This is a genomic window from Streptomyces sp. NPDC058051 (assembly GCF_042885475.1).
Classification (GTDB): domain Bacteria; phylum Actinomycetota; class Actinomycetes; order Streptomycetales; family Streptomycetaceae; genus Streptomyces.
Genome location: NZ_JBHVRW010000006.1, coordinates 148,794 through 166,229, shown reverse-complemented (window position 1 = coordinate 166,229; position 17,436 = coordinate 148,794). Strand labels below are relative to the sequence as shown.

The following is a 17,436-nucleotide window of genomic DNA, read 5'->3' as shown; positions in this document are numbered from 1 at the left end:
CCCGGTGAACCAACCCGATCGAGAAGAGAGCCACTCATGGACTTCCTTCGCCCCGCCAGCTGGGAGGAAGCGCTCGCCGCCAAGGCCGAGCATCCGACGGCTGTGCCCATCGCGGGTGGCACCGACGTGATGGTCGAGATCAACTTCGACCACCGGCGGCCCGAATACCTCCTGGACCTGAACCGCATCGCGGAGCTGTACGAGTGGGAGGTGGGCCGGGAGAACGTCACGCTGGGCGCCTCCGTCCCGTACAGCCGCATCATGGAGCATCTCCGCGCCGAGCTGCCCGGCCTCGCGCTCGCCTCGCACACCGTCGCCTCGCCGCAGATCCGCAACCGCGGCGGCGTCGGGGGCAACCTGGGCACCGCTTCGCCCGCCGGGGACGCCCATCCCGCGCTGCTTGCCGCGGGCGCCGAGGTCGAGGCCGCGTCCGTGCGCGGGACCAGGATGATCCCGATCGACGCGTTCTACACCGGCGTCAAGCGCAACGCCCTCGCGCCGGACGAACTGATCCGGGCCGTGCACATCAAGAAGGCCGACGGGCCGCAGCAGTACTCCAAGGTCGGCACCCGCAACGCGATGGTCATCGCGGTCTGCGCCTTCGGACTGGCCCTGCACCCCGAGACCCGCACGGTCCGTACCGGCATCGGCTCGGCCGCGCCGACGCCCGTACGGGCGAAGGCGGCCGAGGAATTTCTCGACGCCGCCCTGGAGGACGGCGGATTCTGGGACAGCCGCGCGATCATCACCCCGTCCATCGCCAAGCAGTTCGCCGACCTCGCAGCCGGTGCCTGCAACCCGATCGACGACGTGCGCGGCACCGCGAGCTACCGCAGGCACGCCGTCGGCATCATGGCCCGCCGCACCCTCGGCTGGACCTGGGAGTCGTACCGAGGCAACGGCCGCAGCACCGAAGGAGCCGCCTGATCATGCGCGTCACTTTCACGGTCAACGGACGCAGGCACGAGGCGGACGACGTATGGGAGGGCGAGTCCCTCCTCTACGTGCTCCGCGAGCGCATGGGCCTGCCCGGCTCCAAGAACGCCTGCGAGCAGGGCGAGTGCGGCTCCTGCACGGTCCGGCTGGACGGTGACCTGGTCTGCTCCTGCCTGGTCGCCGCAGGCCAGGCGGAGGGCCGCGACATCGTCACCGTCGAAGGACTCGCCGACTTCGCCGCCCACCGCTCCCGGGCACACCCCGGCCACGGCTGTGCCACGGGTGGCTGCGGCACTCCGATCGAGAAGGCCCGGCAGTGGGAGGCCCGGCCGGCCGCCGCGGAGAGCCGGGAACCCGGCGAACTCTCCCCGATCCAGCAGGCGTTCATCGACGCCGGAGCCGTCCAGTGCGGCTTCTGCACCCCCGGCCTGCTCGTTGCCGCCGACGAACTGCTGGAACGCAACCCGGAACCGTCCGACGCGGACATCCGCGAAGCGCTGTCCGGCAACCTCTGCCGCTGCACCGGCTACGAGAAGATCCTCGACGCGGTCCGCCTCGCGGCCGCCCGCGCGGAAGAGGCGGTCTGAGATGGGCGTCACCGGCCACCCCGTCGGCATCAACCAGGGCACCCGCACCAAGGGCGGCATCGGCGAGTCGACCCTGCGCCCCGACGGCCTCCTGAAGGTCACCGGCGAGTTCGCGTACGCCTCCGACATGTGGCACGAGGACATGCTCTGGGGCCACACCCTGCGCTCCACGGTCGCGCACGCCGAGATCGTCTCGATCGACCTCTCCGAGGCGCTCGCCACCCCCGGTGTCCACGCCGTACTCACCTACGACGACCTGCCCACCCCGGTGCGGAACTACGGCCTGGAGATCCAGGACACCCCCGTCCTCGCCCACGGCAAGGTCCGGCACCACGGCGAACCGGTGGCGCTCGTTGCCGCGGACCACCCGGAGACGGCCCGCCGCGCCGCCGCGAAGATCAGGATCGACTACCGCGAACTGCCCGTCGTCACCGACGAGGTCTCCGCCACCGCCCCCGGCGCCCCGCTCGTCCACGAGGGCCGCACCGACCACCACGTGGGGCACGTACCGCACCCCAACATCGTCCACCGCCAGCCCATCGTGCGCGGCGACGCGGACGCGGCGGCGGCCCGCGCCGATGTCGTCGTGAGCGGCGAGTACGTCTTCGGCATGCAGGACCAGGCGTTCCTCGGCCCCGAGTCCGGGCTCGCCGTGCCGGCCGAGGACGGCGGCGTCGACCTGTACATCGCCACCCAGTGGCTCCACGCCGACCTCCGCCAGATGGCCCCCGTCCTCGGCCTGCCCGAGGACAAGATCCGCATGACGCTCTCCGGGGTCGGCGGCGCCTTCGGCGGACGCGAGGACCTGTCGATGCAGATCCACGCCTGCCTGCTCGCCCTGCGCACCGGCAGGCCGGTCAAGATGGTCTACAACCGGTTCGAGTCCTTCTTCGGGCATGTGCACCGTCACCCGGCCAGGCTCCGCTACGAGCACGGCGCCACCCGCGACGGCAAGCTGACCCATGTGAAATGCCGCATCGTGCTGGACGGCGGGGCCTATGCCTCGTCCTCCCCGGCCGTCGTCGGCAACGCCGCGTCGCTCGGAATCGGCCCGTACGTCGTCGACGACGTCGACATCGAGGCCATCGCGCTCTACACCAACAACCCGCCGTGCGGGGCGATGCGCGGCTTCGGCGCGGTCCAGGCGTGCTTCGCCTACGAGGCGCAGATGGACAAGCTCGCCGCCGAACTCGGCATGGACCCGGTCGAGTTCAGGCAGCTCAACGCCATGGAGCAGGGGAGCACCCTGCCGACCGGGCAGGTCGTCGACTCACCCGCCCCGGTCGCCGAGCTGCTGCGCCGCGTCAAGGCCAGACCGCTGCCGCCCGAGTGCCAGTGGGAGGTGGCCGGCGAGCAGCCCGACGTACGGGCCCTGCCCGGCGGGCTGTCCAACACCACCCACGGCGAAGGAGTCGTCCGCGGCATCGGCTACGCGGTCGGTCTCAAGAACGTCGGCTTCTCCGAGGGCTTCGACGACTACTCCACGGCCCGGGTGCGCATGGAGGTCGTCGGCGGCGAGCCCGTCGCGACGGTGCACACCGCGATGGCCGAGGTCGGGCAGGGCGGCGTCACCGTCCACGCGCAGATCGCCCGCACCGAACTCGGTGTCGCCCAGGTCACCATCCGCCCGGCCGACACCCGGGTCGGCTCGGCCGGCTCCACCTCCGCCTCCCGGCAGACGTACGTCACCGGCGGAGCCGTGAAGCACTCCTGCGAGGCCGTCCGCGAAAAGGTCCTGGAGAGGGGCCGCCGCAAGTTCGGTTCGTACCACCCCGCCTGGGCCACCGCCGAACTGCTCCTGGAAGGCGGCAAGGTCGTCACCGACGGCGGCGAGGTACTGGCCGACCTGGTGGACGTGCTGGAGGACGAGGCGGTCGACGTCGAGCTGGAGTGGCGGCACCGGCCCACCGAGGCGTTCGACCTCCGTACCGGACAGGGCAACGGCCATGTCCAGTACTCCTTCGCCGCCCACCGGGCGGTCGTCGAGGTCGACACCGAACTCGGCCTGGTCAAGGTCATCGAGCTGGCCTGCGCGCAGGACGTCGGCAAGGCCCTCAACCCGCTGTCCGTCGAAGGGCAGATCCAGGGCGGCACCACCCAGGGCCTGGGCGTCGCCGTCATGGAGGAGATCCTCGTCGACCCGAAGACCGCGAAGGTGCGCAACCCGTCCTTCACGGACTACCTGATCCCCACCATCCTCGACACGCCGACCATCCCGGTGGACGTGCTCGAACTCGCCGACGACCACGCCCCGTACGGGCTGCGCGGTATAGGAGAGGCACCCACCCTCTCGTCGACCCCGGCCGTCCTCGCGGCGATCCGGAACGCGACGGGCCTGGAACTCAACAGGACGCCGGTACGCCCCGAACACATCACGGGCACCTGAGCCACGGCTCCCTCCCGGAGCCCGGGCGGTGCCGGCGGTGGACGTGTGACGTTCCCGGAAGGCGCGCACCACGCGGAGTGATCTCCCGCGCCGCGATCGGCGCGGCGCGGGGAAGGTCCGTGAAGTCGGCTCGCTCCTGCGGGTGCTGACCGGTGTGTCCGCCGTGCACGTCGCGCCCGGCCCCGTCGGGAGCCGGACAGGATCCGCCGGACTCGGCTCCTTCGCCCGTCCGCACCCCCGCAGAAGGAGAGACGCCATGCTGGACATCGCCGAAGAGCTCAGCCGGTGGGTCGAGCAGGGCCGCGACTTCGCCGTGGCCACCGTCGTGGCGGTCGGCGGCAGCGCGCCCCGGCAGCCGGGAGCCGCGCTCGCCGTCGACCGCGAAGGCACGGCGATCGGATCGGTCTCCGGCGGGTGTGTGGAAGGCGCGGTGTACGCACTGTGCGGGCAGGCGTTGGACGACGGCATCACCGTGCGCGAGCGGTTCGGCTACAGCGACGAGGACGCCTTCGCGGTCGGACTGACCTGCGGCGGCGTCATCGACGTCCTGGTGACACCGGTTCGTGCGGACGACCCCGCGCGGGCGGTGTTCGCCGCCGCGCTCAGTGCCGCCGCACGGGGGGAGGCGGCGGCGGTCGCGCGGATCACCGACGGCCCCGCGGAACTCCTCGGCCGTCCCCTTCTCGTCCACCCCGACGGCTCGTACGAGGGCGGGTTCGGCGGACACCCGGAACTCGACCGCACCGCCGCGGCCGACGCCCGCGCCCTGCTGGACGCGGGCCGCACGGGCCCCGTCACCGTCGGCGCCGAGGGCTCGCGCTGCGGACAACCGCTCACCCTGCTCGTCGAATCGAGCGTCCCACCACCCCGGATGATCGTCTTCGGAGCCATCGACTTCGCTTCGGCGCTGGTCCGGGCGGGAAAGTTCCTCGGATACCACGTCACCCTGTGTGACGCGCGCCCGGTCTTCGCCACGAAGGCCCGCTTCCCTGAGGCAGACGAACTGGTCGTCGACTGGCCGCACCGCTACCTCGCGACGACCGGTGTCGACGCGCGGACCGTCCTGTGCGTCCTGACCCACGACGCCAAGTTCGATGTCCCGCTGCTGGAACTGGCCTTGAGACTGCCGGTGGCGTACATCGGGGCGATGGGATCGCGCCGCACCCATCTGGAGCGCAACGAACGGCTGCGCTCCGTCGGCGTCACCGAGCTCGAACTCACCAGGCTGCATTCGCCGATCGGCCTCGACCTCGGCGCCCGTACCCCCGAGGAGACCGCGCTGTCCATCGCCGCCGAAATCGTCGCCGACCGGCGCGGCGGAAGCGGCGTACCGCTCAAGGGTGCGCACACCCCGATCCACCACGAGGGCGGACGGCCGGTGGCCGGACTGGCCGCGTCCGTGGCCTGAGCGCCTGTCGGGTGACCTCTGACCGGGCGACCGAGGGCCTCCCGACTGGCTCCGAACCGTTCCGCGAACCGAGGGGGCCCTCGGCGGGTTGCCGCCACGGCGGCTTCACGCCAGGTCTGAACCCAGCCGCGGAGGCGCTTTTGGCTCTTAGATCTGCTGCATGACATTTACACCTTCCTCCGCCACCGGCCGGGCCAGACCCGCCCGTGCCGGACGCAGGGCTCTGCTCCTGGCGACTTCGGTCGCCCTGATGAGCGGTGCGATGCTGCCCGCCGCGGGCTCCGCGTCCGCCGCCGCGGGCCGGTCGGGGCCCGTCGACCGTCAGGCCGCCGGGCTCGTCAAGGATTACGACATCACTCTGGTCACGGGCGATGTCGTGCACTACACGGACGGCGTCGGCAAGCAGGACACCGTCACCGTGGACCGCCCCGACGGTGCGGTCGGCGGCGTGCATGTCCAGCAGGCCGGTGACGACCTCTACGTCCTGCCCGACGAGGCCGAATCCCTGCTCGCAGCCGGGAAGCTGGACCGTCGGCTGTTCAACGTCTCCGCCCTCGCGAGGATGGGCTACGACGACAAGAGCTCGGGTGGCATACCCCTGATCGCCACCTACGCGGCGAGCCAGGGCCGTTCCCTGCCCGCCGCTCCTCGGGGCGCCGAGAAGACCCACACCCTGGAGAGCATCCACGGTGCCGCGCTGAAGGCCGACAAGGACACCGCCCGGACCTTCTGGAGCGACATCGCTCGTACTTCCACGGCCCGTTCGCTGGACAACGGCATCGCCAAGCTCTGGCTGGACGGCCGGGTCGAGGCCGCGCTGAAGGACTCCGTGCCGCAGGTCAACGCGCCGCAGGCATGGGCCGAGGGTTACGACGGCAAGGGCACCAAGGTCGCCGTCCTGGACACCGGTATCGACGCCACCCACCCGGACGTCAAGGACCGCGTTCTCGAAAGCAAGAGCTTCGTGCCGGGCGAGGAGGTCCTGGACAAGAACGGGCACGGCACGCACGTCGCCTCCACGATCGCGGGCTCCGGCGCCGCGTCGGAGGGCGTCAACAAGGGCGTCGCCCCGGGCACCGACCTGCTCATCGGCAAGGTGCTCAGCAACGGGGGCTACGGCGAGGACTCCGGCATCATCGAAGCGATGGAGTGGGCCAAGGCCGAAGGTGCCGACGTCATCTCCATGAGCCTCGGCTCGGACATCCCGGACGACGGCTCCAACCCGATGTCCCAGGCGGTCGACGCGCTCTCCGCCGACGGCGGACCGCTGTTCGTGATCGCCGCGGGCAACTCCTACGGCGCCGGCACCATCGGATCGCCCGGTTCGGCCGACAAAGCGCTCACCGTCGCCGCCGTCGACAAGAAGGACAACCGAGCGGCCTTCTCCTCCATGGGGCCGCTCGTCAGGTCCCACGGCCTGAAGCCCGATCTCTCCGCGCCGGGTGTGGACATCAACGCGGCCGCCTCGCAGGCGGTGCCGGGCATCAGCGGGATGTACCAGTCGATGTCCGGTACGTCGATGGCGACCCCGCATGTCGCCGGTGCCGCCGCCATCCTGAAACAGCGTCACCCCGACTGGTCCGGTCAGCGGATCAAGGACGCGCTGATGAGCTCGTCCAAGGAACTGCCGGACTACACCCCGTACGAGCAGGGGACCGGCCGGCTCGACGTGAAGGCGGCGGTCGACACCACCGTCGAGGCCACCGGATCCGTCGCGGTCGCCTCCTACAACTGGCCGCACTCCGCCTCCGACCCGGTCGCCCAGCGGACCATCACGTACCGGAACACCGGTACGAAGGACGTCACACTCGACCTGGCCACGGACACGGACGCCGACGCCTACACCCTGTCGGTGGAGCAGCTGACCGTCCCGGCCGGTTCCACCGCCGAGGCCGTGCTCTCGCTGGACCCGTCGAAGGTCGCCTCCGACACCCAGTTCTCGGGCCAGGTCGTCGCCAAGGACGCGGCGGGCACCGTCGTCGCGCACACCGGCTTCGCGCTGAACAAGGAGCGCGAGCTGTACGACCTGACGCTCCGGCTCCGTGACCGGGCGGGCAAGCCGATGGACGGCCAGGTCGTGATCGCCGCGCTCGGCGACCCGAACCTGGACGTCGTCCAGGTGTCCGGTGAGACCACGCTCCGGCTGCCCCCGGGCAACTACACCGCGTGGACCACCGCCGAGATCGCAGGCGACCGCGCCGACTCCAAGGCACTCGCCTTCCTCTCGGCCCCCGAGACGATCCTGGAGAAGGCGACCACGGTCACCCTCGACGCGTCCAAGGCCCACAAGGTCGACGTGCGCACCCCGAAGGAGACCGAGACCCGGCAGCTGCGGTACGACATGGCACGTACCGCTCCGGACGGCACCGTCCAGCGCGACGCGTACCAGATCCCGCTGATCTACGACCAGCTGTGGGCGAGTCCCACCAAGAAGGTCACCCAGGGCAGCTTCTCCTTCCTGACCCGCTGGCGGCAGGGCGAGAAGCTCATCGACCTGACGGCGGACGGCCGGGACGTGCCGGTCACCGTGCAGGGGGGCTCACCGGTCGCCGAGAGCAGCAGCAAGAAGCTGGCCGCCGTCTTCGCGGGCAACGGCGCCGAGGCCGACTACAACAAGCTGAACGTCAAGGGCAAGGCCGTCGTGATCCGTCGCAGCGACGCCGTCGCCCCCGCCGACCGGGTCGCGAACGCGGTGGCCGCGGGAGCCGAGGCGCTGTTCGTCGTCAACGACGGCGACGGCCGGCTGCTGGAGAGTTACGCCCCCTACGGGACCAAGACCGCCATCCCGGTCGCCTCGGTCCAGCGCCTGGCGGGCGAGACACTGATCAAGTCCGTACAGGCCGGCGGCAAGCTGACGGTCGATCAGCGCAAGTTCGCCCGTTACGTCTACGACCTGGTCGACCGCCACGACGGCACCGTTCCGGACCGTTCCCTCGAATTCGCCCCGTCGGCCCGTCAGCTGGCGAAGGTGGAGAACACCTTCTACGGCCACAAGGACACGCTCGGTGCCGGCTACCGCTACGACATCCCGGACTACGGACCGGGCATCGGCTTCGAGGAGTACGAGAAGTTCCCCGGCACCCGCGACGAGTGGGTCACCCCGCTTCCGGGAGCCTCCTTCTGGTACGAGAACCACTCGATCTTCGACGCCACCGAATCAGAGACCGCGCAGGAGATGCGCAGCGGCGATCTGGACTACACGGCGGGACGCACCTACCCCGCCGCGTGGTTCGCACCGATCACCCGGCCGCGTCTGGGCACCGGGTACTGGGGGCCGTTCCGCTCCGTCTACAACGACATCCAGTTCAACTTCACCCCGTGGACGGACTCGGGCGCGGGCCACTCGGGCGCCATGCCGCAGGACGAGTACGACACCACCAGCACCGCCTTCTACCAGGGCGACACCCTGATCAAGACGGTCAAGGGCCGGGCCGGATTCGCCTGGGACGTCTCACCCGAGAAGCTGCCGTACCGCTTCGTGCTCGACTCCGCCCGGGACGGCGACGTGTGGAAGACCTCCACCCGTACGCACACCGAGTGGAACTTCGTCTCCGGCGCCATGGACGAGAACGGCCCGTACCAGGCCGACATCCCCATGCTTCAGCTGGACTACAAGGTCGACACCGACCTCGCCGGTGACGTCAAGGCCGGGCAGTGGACCGAGGTCGGGCTCACCTCCGGCACCCAGGAGTGGCTGGACGGTGCCGTGAAGGCCACCAAGGCGTCCCTGTCGGTCAGCTACGACGACGGCAAGTCCTGGGAGGCGGCGGAGCTGCGCAAGGACGCGGCCGGTTCCTGGACCGCTCGCTTCAAGACGCCGAAGAAGGGCAGCTCGTTCGTCTCGCTGAAGGCACACGCCGAGGCGTCCGACGGACTGGGCATCGATCAGGAGATCACCCGGGCGTTCGGCCTGAAGTGACCTGCTGAGATCCGCTCCTGAGGCGACCGCGCATCCCTGGCCGGGGTGCGCGGCCGCCTCTTTTTGTGCCCCCTTGATGACCAAAATTTGTCTGCTTTGCCCGTATATGGCGGGCGATAAGGAGAGAAAGGGACTTATCGCGGTGCGGTGCGAGTTGCCACGGTGACTCCGAGAGGCTTATAAGAGGAGCGTGGTCGAGGCGATTCCGGGAATTCCGGGGACTGCCGCCATGGAGGTTTCCCATGTTTTTGACTCCGTCCGACACGGAGAAATTGCTGCTGAGTGTTGCCGGAATGATCGCCCGTGACCGGCGGGAGAGGGGGGTGCGGCTCAACTACCCCGAGGCCGTCGCCCTGCTCGCCTGCTGGGCCGTGGAACGCGCCCGCGAGGGCGCCCGGGTCAGTGACCTGATGACGGCGGGTCGGACGGTTCTCACCCGCGCTGACGTGCTCGAAGGTGTTCCCGAGATGCTGCGTGACGTCCAGGTCGAGGCAACCTTCCCGGACGGGCGCAAGCTCGTCACGATCACCTCGCCCATCCCGTGATCCCGGGCGAGGTCCGGACCGGATCCGGCGTACTGAAAATCAATGAGAACCGTGCTCGACTTCAGGTGACCGTGGTCAATGACGGTGATCGTCCCATTCAAATAGGGTCGCATCTGCATTTCTCCGACGCTAATCCCGCGCTTTCCTTCGACCGGTCGCTGACCAAAGGATTCCGGCTCGATATCCCCTCCGGGACTTCCCTGCGTTTCGAGCCCGGAGTCGGCGCCGAAGTCACCCTGGTCGAGCTGGGAGGCCGCCGGAAGGTGCCCGGCATCGTCGTGCCCGGTACCCGGACCGCACGAACGGACGGCATCTGACATGGCGCAACTGACTCGCGCCGCCTACGCGTCGCTCTACGGACCCACCACCGGCGACCGTGTCCGCCTCGCCGACACGGACCTCTGGATCGAGGTCGAGGAGGACCGCTGCTTCGGCGGCGACGAGACCGTGTTCGGCGGCGGGAAGTCCCTCCGCGAATCCATGGGACAGGCCACCACCTCACGCGCCGACGGCGCCCTCGACCTCGTCATCACCAACGTCGTCGTCCTCGACCACTGGGGCGTCGTCAAGACCGACGTCGGTGTCCGGGCCGGGCGGATCGTCGCCCTCGGCCGCTCCGGCAACCCCGACATCGCCGACGGCGTCCACCCCGACCTGGTGATCGGCCCCGGCACCGACGTCGTCTCCGGCGAGGGCCGCATCCTCACCGCGGGCGCCATCGACACCCATGTCCACTTCCTGATGCCGGAGACCCTGCACGAGGCCCTCGCCACCGGCACCACCACCGTCATCGGCGGAGGCACCGGCGCCACCGAGGGATCCAAGGCCACCACGGTCACACCCGGCGCCTGGAACCTCGCGATGATGCACCGGTCCCTGGACCGGATCCCCCTCAACATCATGCTGTTCGGCAAGGGCTCCACCGTCGGCGAGGACGCCCTGCGCGAGGCGGCGCTCGGCGGCGCCGGCGGCTACAAGGTCCATGAGGACTGGGGCGCCACCCCCGCCGCCATCGACGCCGCACTGAAGGCGGCCGACGCCTACGGTCTCCAGGTCGCCCTGCACGCCGACAGCCTCAACGAGGCCGGATACGTCGAAGGAACCCTCGACGCGATCGCCGGGCGCGGCATCCACGTCTTCCACGCGGAGGGTGCCGGCGGCGGTCACGCTCCCGACATCATCACCGTCGCCTCCCACCCCCACATCCTCCCGGCATCGACCAATCCGACGCTCCCGCACACCGTCAACACCGTTGCCGAGCACCTCGACATGCTGATGGTCTGTCACCACCTCAACCCGCGCGTCCCCGAGGACCTCGCCTTCGCCGAGTCCCGCATCCGCGCCACCACCATCGCCGCCGAGGACGTCCTGCACGACATCGGCGCCCTCTCCATCACCTCCTCCGACGCGCAGGCGATGGGCCGCATCGGCGAGGTCGTCTGCCGGACCTGGCAGGTCGCCCACGTCATGAAGCAGCGCTTCGGCGACCGTGGCAGCGAACTTCCCGCCGACAACGAACGCGCCCGCCGCTTCGTCGCCAAGTACACGATCTGTCCCGCCGTCGCCCACGGCATCGACCATGTCGTGGGCTCCGTCGAACCGGGCAAGCTCGCCGACCTGGTGCTCTGGGATCCCGCCTTCTTCGGTATCCGGCCCGCTGCCGTGATCAAGGGCGGGATGGTGGTGTACGCGCCCCTCGGTGACGCCAACGCCGCGATCCCCACCACCCAGCCCGTCCTGCTGCGACCCACCGCCGCGGCCGACGCAGCCCCGCACCTCTCCGTCAGCTTCGTCGCCCCGGCGGCGCTGGAGGACGGACTCGCCGAACGCCTCGGACTCGTACGTGAACTGGTCGCCGTGCGGCCCACCCGCCACCTCACCAAGGCGGACCTGCCCAACAACACGGCCCTCCCGGACATCGACGTCGACCCGGAGACCTTCGCCATCCGGATCGACGGAGAGCTCGTCGAGCCCGCCCCCGCCACCGAACTGCCGCTCGCCCAGCGGTACTCCATGTTCTGATGGCGGGCCTGGCACCCCTCCTGCTCGGCGACGGCAGGCTCCCGGTCGGCGCGTACACCTACAGCGCGGGGCTGGAACCGGCCGTCGCGGCCGGCCTCACCCGTGACCGCGTGCCCGCACTGCTGCGCGCCCGGCTGCACACCGCGGCCGTCACCGAGGCGGCAGCGGCCGTACTCGCGCTGCGGGCCGCCGGGCAGGACGCGGTGGACTACGGCCCGGTACAACAGGCCCTCGCCGCCCGGACCCCCGCCGCCCCGCTGCGCGAGGCATCGGCGGCACTCGGCCGCGGCGTGCACCGACTGGCGCGCCGGCTGAGCCCGGACCATCCCGCGGTCACCGCCCTGTCCGAGGTCCGCCCGCGCCCGCTGCGGCCGGTCACGCTCGGCGCGCTCGGGGCCGTCATGAAGGTGTCGGAGGAGGAGCTGGCACGGGCCGTCGTCTACGACGAGCTCCAGACCATCACCTCCGCGGCGCTCAAACTCCTGCCCGGCGACCCGCTGGACAGCGTGGCCTGGATCCTGGCCGCCGAGCCGGACGCCGCGGCCGCGGTCGCCGAGGCCCTCGCGGTACGGACACCGGCCGGACTGCCGGCCCGCACACCCCCGCTCACCGAACAGTGGGCGCTCGAACACGCACAACGAGAACGGAGACTCTTCCTTGCCTGACCAGCAGCGCGACCCGCGGCCCACCGACGGCCCGAACGAGCACCACCACCAGCCGCTCAACCAGCCACGCGCCCTGCGCCTGGGCGTCGCGGGCCCGGTCGGCACGGGCAAGAGCTCGATCCTCGCCACCCTGTGCCGCGAACTGGCCGGTGAACTCGCCATGGCCGTCGTCACCAACGACATCTACACCGACGAGGACGCCCGTTTCCTCCGCTCGGCGGGCGTCCTGCCGACCGAGCGCATCCGCGCCGTCGAGACCGGCGCCTGCCCGCACACCGCGATCCGTGACGACGTCAGCGCCAACCTCGACGCCGTCGAGGACCTGGAGGAGGCGTACGGGCCGCTCGACCTGGTCCTCATCGAGAGCGGCGGCGACAACCTCACCGCCACCTTCAGCCCCGCCCTCGCCGACGCCCAGCTCTTCTGCATCGACGTCGCGGGCGGCGGCGACGTCGCCCGCAAGGGCGGCCCCGGCATCACCGGCGCCGACCTGCTGGTCATCAACAAGACGGACCTGGCGCCCTACGTCGAGGTCGACGTGGACGCGATGGTCGCCGACGCCGGGAACGCCCGCCAGGGGCTGCCGGTTCTCGCGCTCTCCAAGAACGACCCGGTGTCGGTCGCGCAACTCGCCGACTGGGTACGCGCGGTGCTCCTGCGTCACCGCTCCGGCAGCCACGTTCCCACCGACCCGGGCCCGATGGCACCCCACAGCCACAGCCACAGCCACAGCCACGACCACGCGTGACCGGCCGGACGGACGCGCCCACCGACCCCACCGTCGTCTCCGTGGAGCGTGACAGTGCCGGCCGTCACGTCGCCCGGGTCCTGCGCCCCGGCGCCTTCCTCGCCCCCCGCCCCCTGCTGCCGTCGCCCGACCGGCTGCGGATCGCCCTGGTCGGCACCCGGGCGGGGCTGCTGGCGGGCGACGATCTGCTGCTGCACCTCTCGCTCGGCCCCGGGGCCCGCCTGGACCTGGTCGAGCCGGCCGGTCTGGTCGCGTACGACCATCGCGGCGGGACGTCGACCTGGCGGGCCCGGGTCGACATCGCGGAGGGCGGTGAACTGCGCTGGGAAGCCCGGCCGTTCGTCATCTCCGACGGCGCCCGGGTCGAACGCACCATGGAGGTCGCACTGGCGGCCGGTGCCCGGATGCTGTGGCGCGACACCCTGGTCCTGGGGCGTTCGGGCGAACGGGGCGGCGCCGTGCGGGCGACGACGCGGGCCACGTACGACGGCCGCGACCTGCTGGTCGAGGACCTGGACCTCGCGGACCCGGAGATGCGTGAACTCCCCGGCGTGCTGGGCCCGAACCGCGTCATCGGCTCGGTCACCGCCCTCGGCGTGCGTCCGGGAGGCCCGGTCCACCCGTACCGCATGGAACTGGCGGGTCCGGGAGCCCAGGTGAGGCTCCTGGACACGGTGGCGCCGCCGGTCGAAGCGGAACTGGCGGCGGTCTGGGAGGACTGGACCGCCGACTGCGGCCGTCGGACCACGTAGGGACAAGGGCGCACCGGAACCGCAGCGGCGGGAAATCCGCTCGAAGACATGACGGTACGGCGGGTAGCCTCGGCGCCCATGTCGCCCTCACCTTCCCGTCATCGCCCTGCCTACGACGCGGACGAGCGGACTCAGCTCGTCGGCTGGCTGGACATGCAACGGGCCGTCGCCCGCTGGAAGTGCGAAGGACTGTCGGAGGCGGACGCCCATCGGGCGGTCCTCCCGGCGTCGCCCCTGATGACGGTGGCGGGTCTCCTGTCGCACCTCCGATGGGCCGAACACCTCTGGTACGAGGTCGTGCTGCTGGGCCGGCCGGCCGTGGGGCCGTGTTCGAAGGGCCGGAGGACGCCGACATGATGGTCGAGGGCGTACCGCTCGCGGAACTCCTCGATCGGTACGACCGGCAGATCGTCGTGTCGAACGAGATCATCGCGTCGCGGTCGCTCGACGACGTGGGCCGGCACCCGGACTACGATGCCTCGGCGGCGACCCTGCGCTGGATCACGTTCCACATGATCGAGGAGACCGCGCGGCACGCGGGGCATCTGGACGCGATCAGGGAGATCCTGGACGGTGCGACGGGCCACTACTGATCAGCGCGCGTCCTGCGGGCCGGGGAGACGGCCTCGCGCGGCGCGACGGTGCGCCCGTGCGCGGTGGCCGATCCGCCGGATCGCGGCGGGAGTCCTTCGACGGCCCCTTTGAGAGGTGCGTCGGGTGTTGCCCGCGGCGCGGCGCGGGTGTCGACTGTTCTGATGCCGCGCATCCGTCCGGCGCGGCCCTCGCCGAGAGAGCGGAACGAGATGGGAAAGATCGTCCTGATGCTGTCGGTGTCCCTCGACGGCTTCATCGAGGGACCGGACCGCGAGATCGACTGGCACGTCGTCGACGACGAACTGCACCGGCACTTCAACGCCTACCTCAGCACCGTGGGCGCCTTCCTGGAAGGCCGGGTGACCTACGAGCTGATGGAGGACTTCTGGCCGACCGCCGACGCCGACCCGGCGAACGCCGGACCTGTCGCGGAGTTCGCCCCCATCTGGCGGAACACACCCAAGTTCGTCTTCTCCCGGACACTGGAGCGGGCCGGCGGGAACGCCACCCTCATGCGCGAGGTCGACATCGACGAGATCAGGGCTCTCAAGGCCCGGCCCGGTGGCGACCTGGCGCTCGGCGGCGCCGATCTCGCGGCGTCCTTCGTGCGGCACGACCTGATCGACGAGTACCGCATCTACGTCCACCCGGTCCTCATCGGACGGGGCAAGCGCCTGTTCCCGGACACGGATGCCCGCACCTCCCTCCGTCTGGCCGAGACGCGGACCTTCGGCAACGGAGTCGTACTCCTGCGCCACGAGCGCCCCGAAGCTGCTCCAGCGGAATGAACCCCACCAGCCGCGCTCACCTCCTCGCCGCTCCACCGGGCCAGGACTGGGTTTGCTGTCCGTAGCACTGCCACACCGTCGCGAGAACTGACGAAAGGACCGGCGATGACACTCGGCACCGAGGACCGCATGGCCATCACGGAACTGATCGGCCTGCACGGACACCTGGTCGATGAGAGTGAACTCGACCGGCTGGAGGAGCTGTTCACCGCCGATGTCGTCTACGACGCCTCGGCTCTGGGGCACGGATCGATGCACGGGCCGGACGCCGTCCGGGACGCGGCCCGGTCGATGGGCGGACACGGCCCCGTCGCCCACCACGTCACCAACATCGTGCTCACCGAGGACGGTGACGGCCAGGTGCGGGCCCGGTCCAAGGGGATCGGCATCAGGGCGGACGGCACGTGCGGAAGCGTGACGTACGAGGACCTGGTCGTGCGCGGCGCACAGGGATGGCGCATCAGCCGTCGCACGATCACGGCCCGCCGGAAGCCGCCGGGCCCGGACGAGCAGGCGTGACCCGGACGGCTCGACCGGGGCGGCCCGCGGCGACGGTGCGCCTGTCCCCGCGTGCCGTCGACGGCCACCGACGGTGCCCCTGCGAACGGCGGGCCGCACCGTCGGCCGGTCGCAGGGGACGGCCCGTCAGGCGCCCAGCATCCCCGAGGTGTCGATGACCTGACGGATCGCCCGGCCCGAGGCCAGCTCCTCCATCGCCGCGTTGATGTCCGTCAGCGGGAGCGTCCCCGTGTGCATCTGCTCGACCGGCATCAGGCCCGCCCGCCACAGATCCAGGAACCTCGGGATGTCGCGGCGCGGCACCGCGTCGCCCATGTACGAGCCGAGCAGGGACTTGCCCTCGCCCGCGAACGCCAGCGCCGGGACCTCCAGCATCCGGTCGGGGGCGGGCAGGCCCACCGACACCACCCTGCCGCCCCGGGCCACGGCGGTCAGGCAGGCGGCCATCACCTGCGGGCTGCCCACTGCCTCCACCGCCAACTCGGCGCCAACTCCCGTGAGTTCACGGATCGCTTCCACCGCCTCGTCGGGGGCGAAGACATGCGTCGCGCCCAGCCGGACGGCCAGGTCGCGCTTCTCGCGGACCGGGTCGACCGCGATGATCGGGTACGCCCCCGCGGCACGGGCACCCAGGACCGCGGAAAGACCCACGCCCCCCAGGCCGTAGACCACCGTCGACTGGCCGGGACGCAGTGCCGCCGTATTGATGACGGCACCCGCGCCGGTGAGGACCGCGCAGCCGAACATCGACGCCACGGTGAACGGGATGTCCCGGGGGATGGGAACCACCGACTCCTGGGCCAGCACCGCGTGTTCGGAGAACGCGGAGACTCCCAACTGGTGGTGGACCACGGCGCCCGACGCATCCGTCAGCAGCGACGGGCCGTGCAGCAGCGCGCCCGAGCCGTTGGCCTTGGCCGCCTGCGCGCACAGGGCCGGGCGGCCCGCAGCGCAGTCGCCGCAGAATCCGCAGCTGGGCACGAAGACCAGGGCCACATGGTCGCCGGGGCGGACGCGGCGGACGCCCGGCCCCGTGTCCTGGACGACGCCCACGGCCTCGTGACCGAGCGCCATCGGCAGCGGGCGGACCCGGTCGCCGTTGACGACGGACAGATCCGAGTGGCAGAGCGAGGCGGCGGCGATCCGGACCAGCACCTCGCCCTCGCGCGGGGCGCCCAGTTCCAGCTCCTCCACCTCCACCGGGCGGGTTCGGGAGTACGGGCGGGCGGTCGACACACCGCGCAGCACCACCGCGCGGGTCTTCATGCCCGCACCTCCGGACGCGGGGCGCAGCGCAGCACGTCACGGCTTTCCAGCAGGGGGACGACCTTGCCGAGCACGATGTCCTGGAAGTGCGGCGTGGCGCAGTGCGCGGTGAAGTCGGCCTCGGAGACGTACTCCTCGTACAGCACGACCGCGCGCGGGTCCTCGGTGCCCTGGTGGACCCGGTAGGCGAGATTGCCCGGCTCCTGGCGGGAGGCGGCGGCCATGGTGTCGAGCAGAGGGAGAACGGTGGGCTCCTCACCCTCCTTGGTGCGGTAGCGGGCGACGACGACGTAACTCATGG

15 protein-coding genes and 1 pseudogene are annotated in these 17,436 nt (G+C 71.1%); 14 read left to right on the top strand and 2 right to left on the bottom strand.

The annotated features are described in order from the left end of the window. Positions 1 to 36: 36 nt before the first annotated feature. The 14 genes and pseudogenes from ACFVUT_RS12645 to ACFVUT_RS12580 all read left to right on the top strand — a co-directional run bounded on the left by ACFVUT_RS12645 (position 37) and on the right by ACFVUT_RS12580 (position 15,869). Positions 37 to 927: an FAD binding domain-containing protein gene (locus ACFVUT_RS12645; RefSeq protein ID WP_389651949.1), complete on the top strand. Its 891-nt coding sequence runs from the start codon at positions 37 to 39 to the stop codon at positions 925 to 927. Positions 928 to 929: 2 nt separating this feature from the next. Next, positions 930 to 1,523, top strand: a complete 594-nt coding sequence (locus tag ACFVUT_RS12640) for a (2Fe-2S)-binding protein (RefSeq protein ID WP_389651952.1) — start codon at positions 930 to 932, stop codon at positions 1,521 to 1,523. A 1-nt stretch (position 1,524) separates the two neighbouring features. Beyond that, positions 1,525 to 3,909: a xanthine dehydrogenase family protein molybdopterin-binding subunit gene (locus ACFVUT_RS12635; RefSeq protein ID WP_389651955.1), complete on the top strand. Its 2,385-nt coding sequence runs from the start codon at positions 1,525 to 1,527 to the stop codon at positions 3,907 to 3,909. Between the two features lie 256 nt (positions 3,910 to 4,165). Then, positions 4,166 to 5,317: an XdhC family protein gene (locus ACFVUT_RS12630; RefSeq protein ID WP_389651958.1), complete on the top strand. Its 1,152-nt coding sequence runs from the start codon at positions 4,166 to 4,168 to the stop codon at positions 5,315 to 5,317. Positions 5,318 to 5,477: 160 nt separating this feature from the next. Then, positions 5,478 to 9,236 carry a S8 family serine peptidase gene (locus ACFVUT_RS12625; RefSeq protein ID WP_389651961.1) on the top strand — a complete coding sequence of 1,253 codons (3,759 nt, stop codon included), beginning with the start codon at positions 5,478 to 5,480 and terminating at the stop codon, positions 9,234 to 9,236. A gap of 242 nt (positions 9,237 to 9,478) precedes the next feature. Then, positions 9,479 to 9,781 carry an urease subunit gamma gene (locus tag ACFVUT_RS12620; protein WP_389651964.1) on the top strand — a complete coding sequence of 101 codons (303 nt, stop codon included), beginning with the start codon at positions 9,479 to 9,481 and terminating at the stop codon, positions 9,779 to 9,781. Further along, positions 9,778 to 10,098: an urease subunit beta gene (locus ACFVUT_RS12615; protein ID WP_389651967.1), complete on the top strand. Its 321-nt coding sequence runs from the start codon at positions 9,778 to 9,780 to the stop codon at positions 10,096 to 10,098. The genes ACFVUT_RS12620 and ACFVUT_RS12615 overlap by 4 nt, the downstream gene beginning before the upstream one ends. A gap of 1 nt (position 10,099) precedes the next feature. Continuing rightward, positions 10,100 to 11,803 carry an urease subunit alpha gene (locus ACFVUT_RS12610; RefSeq protein WP_389651970.1) on the top strand — a complete coding sequence of 568 codons (1,704 nt, stop codon included), beginning with the start codon at positions 10,100 to 10,102 and terminating at the stop codon, positions 11,801 to 11,803. After that, complete coding sequence (locus ACFVUT_RS12605; protein WP_389651973.1) at positions 11,803 to 12,468, top strand: urease accessory protein UreF; 666 nt, start codon at positions 11,803 to 11,805, stop codon at positions 12,466 to 12,468. The genes ACFVUT_RS12610 and ACFVUT_RS12605 overlap by 1 nt, the downstream gene beginning before the upstream one ends. Positions 12,469 to 12,541: 73 nt before the next feature. Further along, positions 12,542 to 13,216 (top strand): urease accessory protein UreG, encoded by a 675-nt coding sequence (gene ureG, locus ACFVUT_RS12600; protein WP_389652322.1) that lies wholly within the window; start codon positions 12,542 to 12,544, stop codon positions 13,214 to 13,216. Continuing rightward, the gene (locus ACFVUT_RS12595; RefSeq protein WP_389651976.1) at positions 13,213 to 13,968 is read left to right on the top strand and encodes an urease accessory protein UreD; all 756 of its coding nucleotides are present in this window, start codon (positions 13,213 to 13,215) and stop codon (positions 13,966 to 13,968) included. Before ureG ends, ACFVUT_RS12595 begins: the two co-directional genes overlap by 4 nt. Positions 13,969 to 14,046: 78 nt before the next feature. Further along, positions 14,047 to 14,561, top strand: a pseudogene (locus tag ACFVUT_RS12590) (DinB family protein). A 210-nt stretch (positions 14,562 to 14,771) separates the two neighbouring features. After that, complete coding sequence (locus ACFVUT_RS12585; protein ID WP_389651978.1) at positions 14,772 to 15,350, top strand: dihydrofolate reductase family protein; 579 nt, start codon at positions 14,772 to 14,774, stop codon at positions 15,348 to 15,350. Between the two features lie 105 nt (positions 15,351 to 15,455). Then, on the top strand, positions 15,456 to 15,869 hold the full coding sequence (locus ACFVUT_RS12580) for a nuclear transport factor 2 family protein (RefSeq protein WP_389651981.1): 414 nt from the start codon (positions 15,456 to 15,458) through the stop codon (positions 15,867 to 15,869). A gap of 126 nt (positions 15,870 to 15,995) precedes the next feature. On the opposite strand, the gene ACFVUT_RS12575 is transcribed toward ACFVUT_RS12580, so the two are convergent. Together ACFVUT_RS12575 and ACFVUT_RS12570 are read right to left on the bottom strand one after the other, a co-directional pair. Then, positions 15,996 to 17,135 carry a zinc-binding dehydrogenase gene (locus ACFVUT_RS12575; protein WP_389651983.1) on the bottom strand — a complete coding sequence of 380 codons (1,140 nt, stop codon included), beginning with the start codon at positions 17,133 to 17,135 and terminating at the stop codon, positions 15,996 to 15,998. Continuing rightward, positions 17,132 to 17,434, bottom strand: a complete 303-nt coding sequence (locus ACFVUT_RS12570; protein ID WP_389651986.1) for a putative quinol monooxygenase — start codon at positions 17,432 to 17,434, stop codon at positions 17,132 to 17,134. Before ACFVUT_RS12570 ends, ACFVUT_RS12575 begins: the two co-directional genes overlap by 4 nt. Positions 17,435 to 17,436 lie beyond the last annotated feature (2 nt).

What these genes read in the sequence shown, in the direction of transcription:
- ACFVUT_RS12645 (WP_389651949.1), top strand. Translation starts at nt 37, where the DNA reads ATGGACTTCCTTCGCCCCGCCAGCTGGGAGGAAGCGCTCGCCGCCAAG.
- ACFVUT_RS12640 (WP_389651952.1), top strand. Translation starts at nt 930, where the DNA reads ATGCGCGTCACTTTCACGGTCAACGGACGCAGGCACGAGGCGGACGAC.
- ACFVUT_RS12635 (WP_389651955.1), top strand. Translation starts at nt 1,525, where the DNA reads ATGGGCGTCACCGGCCACCCCGTCGGCATCAACCAGGGCACCCGCACC.
- ACFVUT_RS12630 (WP_389651958.1), top strand. Translation starts at nt 4,166, where the DNA reads ATGCTGGACATCGCCGAAGAGCTCAGCCGGTGGGTCGAGCAGGGCCGC.
- ACFVUT_RS12625 (WP_389651961.1), top strand. Translation starts at nt 5,478, where the DNA reads ATGACATTTACACCTTCCTCCGCCACCGGCCGGGCCAGACCCGCCCGT.
- ACFVUT_RS12620 (WP_389651964.1), top strand. Translation starts at nt 9,479, where the DNA reads ATGTTTTTGACTCCGTCCGACACGGAGAAATTGCTGCTGAGTGTTGCC.
- ACFVUT_RS12610 (WP_389651970.1), top strand. Translation starts at nt 10,100, where the DNA reads ATGGCGCAACTGACTCGCGCCGCCTACGCGTCGCTCTACGGACCCACC.
- ACFVUT_RS12605 (WP_389651973.1), top strand. Translation starts at nt 11,803, where the DNA reads ATGGCGGGCCTGGCACCCCTCCTGCTCGGCGACGGCAGGCTCCCGGTC.
- ACFVUT_RS12585 (WP_389651978.1), top strand. Translation starts at nt 14,772, where the DNA reads ATGGGAAAGATCGTCCTGATGCTGTCGGTGTCCCTCGACGGCTTCATC.
- ACFVUT_RS12580 (WP_389651981.1), top strand. Translation starts at nt 15,456, where the DNA reads ATGACACTCGGCACCGAGGACCGCATGGCCATCACGGAACTGATCGGC.
- ACFVUT_RS12575 (WP_389651983.1), bottom strand. Translation starts at nt 17,135, where the DNA reads ATGAAGACCCGCGCGGTGGTGCTGCGCGGTGTGTCGACCGCCCGCCCG.
- ACFVUT_RS12570 (WP_389651986.1), bottom strand. Translation starts at nt 17,434, where the DNA reads ATGAGTTACGTCGTCGTCGCCCGCTACCGCACCAAGGAGGGTGAGGAG.